6 protein-coding genes are annotated in these 9519 nt (G+C 72.9%); 3 read left to right on the top strand and 3 right to left on the bottom strand.

Features of this window, described 5'->3' with window-relative positions; all coding sequences use genetic code 11:
- Nucleotides 1-36 precede the first annotated feature (36 nt).
- On the bottom strand, nucleotides 37-1539 hold the full coding sequence (locus ACFCX4_RS30960) for an MFS transporter (protein ID WP_376149686.1): 1503 nt from the start codon (nucleotides 1537-1539) through the stop codon (nucleotides 37-39).
- Nucleotides 1540-1664: 125 nt separating this feature from the next.
- On the opposite strand from ACFCX4_RS30960, the gene ACFCX4_RS30955 reads away from it, so the two are divergent.
- The gene (locus tag ACFCX4_RS30955; protein ID WP_376149683.1) at nucleotides 1665-2096 is read left to right on the top strand and encodes a winged helix-turn-helix transcriptional regulator; all 432 of its coding nucleotides are present in this window, start codon (nucleotides 1665-1667) and stop codon (nucleotides 2094-2096) included.
- Nucleotides 2097-2182: 86 nt separating this feature from the next.
- Here ACFCX4_RS30955 and ACFCX4_RS30950 read toward each other — a convergent pair whose 3' ends face one another.
- Complete coding sequence (locus ACFCX4_RS30950; RefSeq protein ID WP_376149680.1) at nucleotides 2183-2404, bottom strand: DUF5988 family protein; 222 nt, start codon at nucleotides 2402-2404, stop codon at nucleotides 2183-2185.
- A gap of 349 nt (nucleotides 2405-2753) precedes the next feature.
- Here ACFCX4_RS30950 and ACFCX4_RS30945 point away from each other — a divergent pair, with 349 nt between their 5' ends.
- Both ACFCX4_RS30945 and ACFCX4_RS30940 read left to right on the top strand, forming a co-directional pair.
- Nucleotides 2754-3575, top strand: a complete 822-nt coding sequence (locus ACFCX4_RS30945) for a lipase family protein (protein ID WP_376149677.1) — start codon at nucleotides 2754-2756, stop codon at nucleotides 3573-3575.
- A gap of 243 nt (nucleotides 3576-3818) precedes the next feature.
- Entirely contained in the window at nucleotides 3819-5147 is a 1329-nt protein-coding gene (locus tag ACFCX4_RS30940; RefSeq protein WP_376149674.1) for an SGNH/GDSL hydrolase family protein, read from the top strand.
- Between the two features lie 68 nt (nucleotides 5148-5215).
- On the opposite strand, the gene ACFCX4_RS30935 is transcribed toward ACFCX4_RS30940, so the two are convergent.
- Nucleotides 5216-9519 (bottom strand): amino acid adenylation domain-containing protein (locus tag ACFCX4_RS30935; protein ID WP_376149671.1); only part of this gene is annotated, 4304 nt, incomplete at its 5' end.

Genomic DNA, 9519 nt, shown 5'->3' with positions numbered 1-9519 from the left:
CCCGGGGGGGATCCCGGGACGGCCGCACGGGGACCGTCAAATGTGCGGCACGGGGGAGTCCGCAGACTTGAGGTCCGGTCCGGGGGTGCTCTCGGCACCGTCCGCGCCGGCCGGGCCGGCGGCGGGGCTGCGCAGGACGAAGGCGGCCACCAGGACGCCGACCGCCACGAACACCGCGCTGAGCCCGTAGGAGAGGTGGAAGCCGCCGGTGAGCGCCGCCACCTTGCTGTCGCCCTCGCCGAGCAGCGTCGCGGTGCGCGAGGCGGCCACCGTGGCGAGCACGGCGGTGCCGATCGAGGCGCCGACCTGCTGGGTGGTGTTCACCAGGCCGGAGGCGATGCCGGCGTCGTTGGGCGAGGTCACCGACATGGCCTGGCCGATCAGCGCGGGCATCGCCGCGCCGAAGCCGAGGCCGAGCAGGACGAACGGCGGCACGATGTCGACGAGGAAGCTGCCGTCGCTCGGCACCCGGGCCAGCAGCGCGAGCGCCGCCGCGACCAGCAGGAGACCGGTGACCAGCACCCGGCGGGGGCCGAACTTCTGGTTGAGCTTCACCGCGAAGCCCAGCGAGATGATCGCGATGGTGACCGGAGCCGGCAGGAAGGCGAGCCCGGTCTTGAGCGCGTCGTAGCCCAGCACGTTCTGGAAGTACAGGGCGGTGCAGAACTGGTAGCCGAACAGGCCGGCGACCATCAGGACCATGATGCCGTTGGCGCCGGAGACCGCCCGGGAGCGGAAGATGTGCAGCGGCAGCAGCGGCTTGGCCGCGTACGCCTGGCGGACCACGAAGCCGGCCAGCAGGACCAGCGAGCCGGCCAGCAGGCCCAGCGTGCGGCCGTCGCCCCAGGTGTACTCCTCGGCCTTGATGATGGTGTAGACCAGCAGCATCAGACCGCCGGTGGCGAGCACCGAACCGACCAGGTCGGCGCCCTCGCGCAGCCCGAGTCCCTTCCCGCCGGGCACCACGCTCTGGGTCAGCACGAGTGCCACCAGGCCGATCGGCACGTTCACGTAGAACACCCAGGGCCAGCTGAAGCTCTGGGTCAGCACGCCGCCCAGGATCAGGCCCAGCGAGGCGCCCGCCGCGGAGACGAACGCGTACGCCGCCAGCGCCTTGGCGCGCTCGCCGGCGTCGGGGAACAGCGTGATGATCATGCCCAGGACGACGGCCGAGGCGAGCGCCCCGCCGACCCCCTGGACGAACCGGAACACCACCAGCGCGGTCGAGGAGGAGGCCACGCCGCAGGCCAGCGAGGCCGCGGTGAACAGGCCCAGGCCCCAGCTGAAGACGCGCCTGCCGCCCAACAGGTCGCCCAGCCGGCCGGAGAGCAGCAGCAGCCCGGCGAACGCGATGAGGTACGCGTTGACCACCCAGGCCAGGCCGGACTGGGTGAAGCCGAGGTCGTTCTGGATGGTCGGGAGGGCGACGGTCACGATGGAGCCGTCGAGGATGATCATCAGGTTGCCGGTGCAGAGGACCCCCAGTGCCAACCAGCGTGACCTGGAAGGCTGGAGGGACGGCGGGGCTTGCGTGGTCATCGGAGGAGTTCCTTCGGGGAATGGCCCGGGAGGGGCGCCCGGTGGCGCCCGCGCTCCCTGAGGGCACTTCTTGTTACAGCGCCCATCATGTGTGACCATCAAGTCCACCGTAAGGAGGCACTTTCATGTTCCTGGGGAACAGCGATGTGATCGAGGAGACCGACGGCCTCGACGGCGCCGGCGATTTGGAGCCCGCGCGCGAGGCGTGCACCGTCCTGGAGGCGCTCAACCGGATCAGCGGCAAGTGGGCGATCGGGATCCTGCTCAACCTCAGTCACGGACCGGTCCGCTTCACCGAACTCGAACGTTCCGTACCCGGAATCAGCCGCCGCATGCTCACCCTGACGCTGCGCAACCTCGAACGCGACGGGCTGATCGAACGCACCGTCTACGCGACCGTGCCGCCCAAGGTGGAGTACCGGGGCACCGAGATGGCCGACGAGCTCTACGCCTCCCTGAAGGGCCTCACCGCCTGGGCGGAGCGCCACCGCGACGCCATCGCCCGCTCCCGCGACTCCTACGACCGGGAGCAGGCGGCGGGCACCGGGGACCTCTGAGCCCCCGCCCGGGAACGCACGAGGCCGCCCCCGCTCCGGTACGACCGGACGGGGGCGGCCTCGTGCCGTCAAGGGGGCGGTGGGGGCTACTCCGCCACGAAGGTGGACCCGGTCCACTCGAACACCCGCAGCTCGGAGGCCCGGTGGCGCACCGTCCGGTGGGACCGGCGGAAGTGCTCGTACCGGTTCCCCCTCGGCAGCTTGAGGACGTGCTGCTCCGCGTCCAGGAACCGGACCCGCTCGTGCTCCGGCAGACCCGTCGCGGGCCCGCCCTCCAGAATCGTGTTCGGTTCGGTGTCGAGCGTCATGGCGCACTCCTGTCCTGAAGGTCCCGGCGACTCCGCAAGGCCCCGACGGCGCAGCCGTCGCAGGGCCGGTGGCAACTGCGTGGTTATCGCAGGAAGTTAGCAACCCCTCCTGCCAGGCATAACCCCTCTGTCCCCCCTACCTTCGGTCCGGCGCCCTCCGGTCGCCCACGAACCACAGGCGCGGTAGCGTCACCACGGGACCGCCGTACGGTCACCCTCGGTCACTTCCGGCCGTTCCTGTTCGTTCCCGTTCGTTCCCGGTCGTCGGGGCGCCCCGGAGCGCCCACGGAGCGGCCGGCCGTCGGCCCGTCCCCGCCTTCCCGTGCGCCGACCCGACAGGAGCGCCCCCGTGCCCGTGCCCACCACCTTCGACCAGAGCGCCACCGGCTACAGCCTCCCGCTCGCCCTCAACCTCGCCAGGGCCGCCGAGCTCGCCTACCAGGACGAGGCCACCATCGAGGCCCGGGCCCGCGACTGGGGCTTCGACACCGTCCGCCACCACCGGACCGCCTTCACCCCGCCGTTCCCGCTGGAGGACACCCAGGCCTACACCATGGGCGGCGACCGGATGATCGTCACCGCGTTCCGCGGCACCGAACCCGCCCGGATCCGCGACTGGCTCACCGACGGCACCACCCCGCCCTGGCCCGGCCCCGCCCGTACCGGTTTCGTCCACTACGGCTTCGCCGAGGCCCTCGAATCCGTCTTCCCCGACGTCGCCAGGACCATCGACGACCTGCGCACCGACGGACAGAGCGTCTGGTTCACCGGCCACAGCCTCGGCGGCGCCCTCGCCATGCTCTCGGCCGCCCGCCTCGGCCTGGAGGACCCCCGGCTCCGGGCCGACGGCGTCCACACCTTCGGCCAGCCCCGCACCTGCGACCGCCTGCTCGCCGCCGCCTACGACAAGGCGCTCAAGGGCCGCACCCACCGCTTCGTCCACGACAACGACATCGTCCCCGAGCTCCCCCCGGAGCCCGCCTTCACCCACGTGGCCACGCTGCACCACATCGACTCCGCGGGCCGCGTCCGGGAGAACCCCGGCCTGGCCGCCGGCCTCGCCGGCCGGGCCAAGGGCCTCGGCGCGGCGGCGTTCTCCCCGGACGGCGAAGGCATCCGCGACCACCTCATGCGCAACTACCTCGCGGCCCTGGAGAAGGCCCTCGCCTGACCGGCCGGGTGCCGGGGCCGGAGCCCGGGACGCCGGGGCGCCCGGAGTGGCAGGGGTGGCAGGGGTGGCGCGCCGGCGTTCCGCCTTCCGGCGGACACCCCGGCGCGCGGACCCCTCTTCCCCCGGCCCCGGGCGGTGGACCCCCACCCGGGGCCACCGGCCGTAACCAGGGCGGTGGCGGACTGTTCCCCTCCACGGCTCCCGCGCGGTAGGTTCCGCGGACCTGGTCCTGGAGGAGCCCCCGTGCGTGCGTGGAACCCGTCTGTCACCGGAACCGCCCGGGGAGCGGCCGTCACGGCCGTCGCCGCGCTGACCGCCCTGCTCGTCCTGCTCGCCGGCGCCCTCGCCGCCCCGGCCTCCGCCACCGGCCGGGAGCAGCGGGAAGACCGGGGCACAGCGGGCTCCTGGACCGGCGCCTGGGGCTCCGCGCTCGTCCGGCCCGTCGCACCCCAGCCCTGGTCCTGGCCCAACTGGGCCTGGGACGGCTTCACCGACCAGAGTCTGCGCCAGGTCGTCCGCAGCGGGGCCGAGGGCTCCCGGCTGCGGATCAGACTGTCCAACCAGTACGGGCACGGGCCGCTGCGCCTGACCAGGGCGACCGTCGCCCGGGCGGGCGAGGGCGCGGCCGTGCTCCCCGGCACCGTCCGGGAACTGCGCTTCTCCGGTCGCACCGACGCCGTGGTCCCGGCGGGGCACGACCTGCTCTCGGACGCCCTGCGGCTTCCCGTCCGGCCCCTGGAGCGGCTCGCCGTCACGCTGTACTTCGCCGCCGCGACCGGCCCGGTCGGCTTCCACGAGGACGGCCTCACCACCGCCTACCGCGCCGCCGGCGACCGCACCGGCGACACCGCCGGGGACGCGTTCGCCGGTGCGACCAGCGAGTCCCACTACCTGCTCGCGGGTGTCGAGGTGCGCGGAGCGGCCACCGAGGGCGGCGTCGTCGCCTTCGGGGACTCCCTCACCGACGGCTGGGGATCCACCCCCGGCACCGACCGCCGCTACCCCGACCGGCTCGCCGAACGGCTCCTCGCCGACGGCCGCCGCCTCGCCGTCGTCAACGCCGGCATCAGCGGCAACCGGCTGCTCACCGACTCGCCCTGCTACGGAGACCGGGCCCTGGACCGCTTCCGGCGCGACGTCCTCGACCGCCCCGGAGTCCGGACCGCCGTCGTCCTGATCGGCATCAACGACATCGGCGGCGGCGGACTCGCGGACCAGGGCTGCGGAAGCAGCCCCGCGGTCACCGCCGAGCAGGTCGTCGAGGGCCACCGGGCCCTGATCAGGGCCGCGCACCGGCGCGGCCTCACGGTGATCGGTGCCACCCTCACCCCGTTCAGGGGCTACACCACCTACTACTCGCCGCAGAAGGAACGGGTCCGCGACGCAGTGAACCGCTGGATCCGCACCTCCGGGGCCTACGACGCGGTCGCCGACCTCGACCGCGTCCTCGCCGACCCCCGCCCCGGCCACCGTGACGAGCTGGCAGCCGCCTACGACTCCGGGGACGGCCTGCACCCCAACGACGCGGGGACGGCCGCCATGGCCGAGGCCATCGCCGGCCTCGTGCCGTAGGAGCGGGAGCAGGGCCGGGGGCGTTGCACTGCCACGTCCCCCGGGCCCCGCCCCCGTGCCGCCGGGCGTCAGTCCGTCCGGGGCACCCGCCGTCCGGCGGTGAACCCGGTGACGGCCCGGGCCACCTCGGCCAGGTGGTGGCGGTCCATCAGCCCGTGGTGGGTGGCGTCGAGATGCCGGTCGATGATGCGGCCCTCGACGTGCTCCTCCCAGACGGTCGCCGCCGGCGTCCCCTCGGCCCGGTCCCGGGTGGCCGTGAAGAACAGCACGTCACCGCGGACCCGGCCGGGCACGAAGGTCCGCACCATCCGGGTGTGACGCTCCCAGGCCCGCCCCATCGCCGCCAGGTCGTCGGTGGTGAAGGCCGACGCCGATCGCTCGACCAGGGCCTTCAGCACGTCGTCCCGGTCGAGCGGCGCACCCTCGGCGCCCGGACGCCCGGCCTCGAACATCGACAGGAAGAGCTCCAGGGTCTCCTGCTCGTCACGCTCCACGCCCTCCGCGGTGTACGTCGCGTACGGATAGGCGTCCATGATGACCAGCAGGTCCACCTCCTCGCCGAGCGACTGCAGCCGGTGCGCCACCGCATGCACCACCAGACCGCCGAACGAGTGGCCGAGCAGGTGGTACGGCCCCGACGGCTGGACCTCGCGGATGAGCGCCACGTAGTCGGCCGCCATCTGCTCGACGGTGTCCGGCAGTCCGTCGCTCCGGGTGAGGCTGCGCGCCTGGAGGGCGTAGAGCGGCCGGCCGGGCAGGTAGGGCAGCAGCCGGCTGTAGCCCAGGCCGACGCCGTACCCCGCGTGGACGCAGAACAGCGGCGGCAGCTCGCCGTCGCGGCGCAGCGGCATCAGCTCGGCGAACTTGTCGCCGAGGTCGCTGCCGGTCTTGAGCCGCTCCGCGAGCCCGGCGACGGTGGGGGCCTCGAAGAGGTCCCGCAGGGCCACCTCCTCGCCGAGCGCGGTGCGGATGCGGCCGAGCAGACGGGTGGCGAGGAGGGAGTGGCCGCCGAGGTCGAAGAAGCTGTCGTCGATGCCGACCCGGGGCAGCCCCAGGACCTCGGCGAACAGGGTGGCCAGCACCTCCTCCTGCGGGGTGCGCGGGGGCCGGCGGGTCACGGGGGCGGGACCGGGGGCGGGCAGCGCCCTTCGGTCGATCTTGCCGTTGGGGGTGAGGGGGAGGGCGTCGAGGGTGACGACGGTGGAGGGAACCATGTAGCCGGGCAGGAGTGCCGCGAGGTGTGCCCGCAGTTCGGTGGTGTCGAGGTCGCCGGTGGTGATGAGGTAGGCGGTGAGGCGTTTGTCGCCGGGGGTGTCTTCGCGGAGTTGGACGTGGGCCTGGCCGACGGCGGGGTGCGCGGCCAGTGCGGCTTCGATCTCTCCGGGTTCGATGCGGAAGCCGCGGAGTTTGATCTGCTGGTCGGCGCGTCCGGCGTACTCCAGTTCGCCTTGGTGGTTCCAGCGGGCGAGGTCGCCGGTGCGGTACATGCGTTCGCCGGGGGTGCCGTGGGGGTCGGCGGTGAAGCGTTCGGCGGTGAGGGCGGGTTGGGTGTGGTAGCCGCGGGTGAGGCCGTGGCCGGCGAGGTAGAGCTCGCCGGTGACACCCGTGGGCACGGGCTGGAGGCGGGTGTCGAGGACGTAGGCGCGCATGCCGTCGAGGGGGCGGCCGATGGGCAGGGGCGTGTCGGTTTCCGTCACCTGGTGGGTGGTGGCGAAGGTGGTGGTTTCGGTGGGGCCGTAGCCGTTGGTGACGGTGAGGCCGGGGCAGGCGTCGAGGGCGCGGGCGGCGGCGGCGGGGGAGACGACGTCGCCGCCGGTCCACACTTCGCGCAGGCCGGTGAAGCAGTCCGGTTCGTCGTCGGCGAGGAATGCGAACAGTCCGGCGGTGAGCCAGAGGGTGCTGATGCGGTGTTCGCGGATCACGTGTCGGAGGGTGGTGGTGGTGAGGTCGCCGGGTGGGGCGATGACGGTGGTGCCGCCGTTGAGGAGTGGGACCCAGAGTTCGAAGGTGGAGGCGTCGAAGGAGTGGGGGGAGTGGAGGAGGACGCGTTCGGTGGCCGTGCTGGTGCAGCGGTGGTCGTTGGTGAGGGTGGCGATGTCGTGGTGGGTGACGGCGACGCCCTTGGGGCGGCCGGTGGAGCCGGAGGTGTACATCACGTACGCCAGCTGCCGTTCGTGGCAGTTCACCTGAGGGGTGTCGGGTGAAGCCTCTGCGTCGGTGGTGAGGACGGTGAGGCCCAGTTCGGTGGCCTGGTGGTGCAGTGCGGTGTCGGTGAGGACGACGGTGGCGCCGGTCTCGGTGGTGATGGTGCGGCGGTGGGTGAGCGGGTAGCGGGTGTCGAGGGGGACGTAGCAGGCGCCGGCCTTGAGGACGGCGAGCAGGGCGACGACCAGGTCCGCGGAGCGTTCCATCAGTACCGCGACGGCGTCCTCGGGGGCGATGCCCTCGGCGAGGAGTTTGTGGGCGAGGCCGTTGGCCCGGGCGTCCAGTTGTGCGTAGGTGAACTCGGTGTCCCCGCACACCACCGCGACCGCGTCGGGTGTCCGTGCGACCTGCCGTGCGAACAGTTCCGGCAGTGAGCCGGTCACCGGCTCGGCGCTGCGGCCGCTGCCCCACTCGGTGAGGACCCGGTGGCGCTCCTCCGCGCCCAGGACCTCGATGCTTCCGAGTGGGGCCTCCGGAGCGGACTCCAGTGTGTCGACCAGCCCTTCGAGGGCGGTGTGCAACGCGTCGCACACCCACCCGGCGTCGATCGGCGCCGAGGCCTGCGCGGTGAGGGTGAACGCGGTGCCGAGGTCGTCGACCGACACGGTCAGCGGGTAGTTGGTGCGCTCCTCGTTGTGCAGGATCTCGATGCCCGGCGTCGACGCCGGGGCTCCGGCGGCCCCGCCTCCGGCCTGGTGACGGAAGTTGAGGAGGGTGGTGAAGAGCGGCGCCGAGCCGACGATGCCGCTCGCCCGCTGGGCGAGCGCCAGCGGCGCGTGCTCGTGCGCGAGCAGGTCGGCGAGCCGGGCGCCCATCGCGCGCAGTGCCCGGGCGGTGCCGACACCGGCCGTCGGCACGCGGACGGGCAGCGTGTTGATGAAGAGTCCGGGCGCCCGGCCGGCCCCGCTGCCGCCGCCCATCCGTCCGAACAGCACCGTGCCGAACACCACGTCGTCACGGCTGCTGGTCGCCGCTACCACGCGGGCCCAGACGGTGTGGAAGACGGTCGCTGCGCTGACACCGAGCAGTCGGGCTTGCTCACGGACCCGGTCGGCGAGCGCGCCGTCTACGACACGCCGGGCCTCCGTCACACCGGTCGCGTCACCGCGCACGTCCAACAGGCCGAAGGGCGCGGTGGGTTCGGTGACGTCGCCGAGCAGTTCGGCGAAGAACCGCTCGTGCTCCTCGCGGGGCATCTGGAGCCGTGCTTGGGCGACGAAGGTGCGGAACGGCACCGGAGCCGGCAGGGTGTCCCGGCGCCCGGCGAGCACGGTGTTGATCTCGTCGAGCAGGATCTCCAGGGCGGTGTGGTCCGTCGTGACGTGGTGCTGCTGGATCACCATCAGCCATCGGCCGGTGCCGGGCTCGGCGGCGATGTGGGCGCGGAGCAGCGGTGCACGGGTGAGATCCATGGTGGCCGCGCACTGCGCGGTCAGCTCCGCCACCGGATTCTCGCCGCCGACCTCGTGCTCCTGTACCGGGAGTTGGGCGGTGCGGGCGACGACCTGGACGGGTTCGGGGAGTCCTTCCCAGAGGACGGCGGTGCGCAGGATGTCGTGGCGGTCCACCACGTACTGGAGTGCTTCGAGGAAGGTGTCCAGCCGCTCGCGGGAGTCGAAGGTGAGCGTGGTCGGGATGAGGTAGGGGTCACTTCCACCGGAGTTCATCAGGTGGTGGAAGAGGATGCCTTCCTGGAGTGGTGCGAGGGGGTAGATGTCGGCGATGTTGGCCGCGCCGCCGGGGAAGGTGGTGGTGATGCGGGTGAGTTCGTCGGTGGTGAGGTCGATGAGGGGGAGCATGTCGGGCGTGATGGCCCGGGCGCCGGCGGGGATGAGGTTCGGCGGGACAGTGACCTCGCCCGTGCCGGAGGACGCCGCGAGCCCGGCCACCGTCGGAGACCTGAAGAGTGCGCGGATGTTGACGTCGGCACCCCGGGCCCGCAGCTTCTCGACCAGGGAGATGGCGAGGAGGGAGTGGCCGCCGAGGGCGAAGAAGTCGTCGTCGACCCCGACCCGGACGAGGCCGAGAACCTCCTCGAACGCCTCGCAGAGCAGTGCTTCGCGTGGTGTCGAGGGTGCGCGGTAGGTGGTTGTGGGGGTGTAGTGGGGTGCGGGGAGGGCGTTGCGGTCGAGCTTGCCGTTGGGGGTGAGGGGGAGGGCGTCCAGGA

This window comes from Kitasatospora sp. NPDC056327, assembly GCF_042261735.1.
In the GTDB taxonomy this organism is placed as follows: Bacteria; Actinomycetota; Actinomycetes; order Streptomycetales; family Streptomycetaceae; genus Kitasatospora.
The sequence above is the reverse complement of the archived record's forward strand: the minus strand, read 5'-3'. Positions and strand labels throughout refer to the sequence as shown.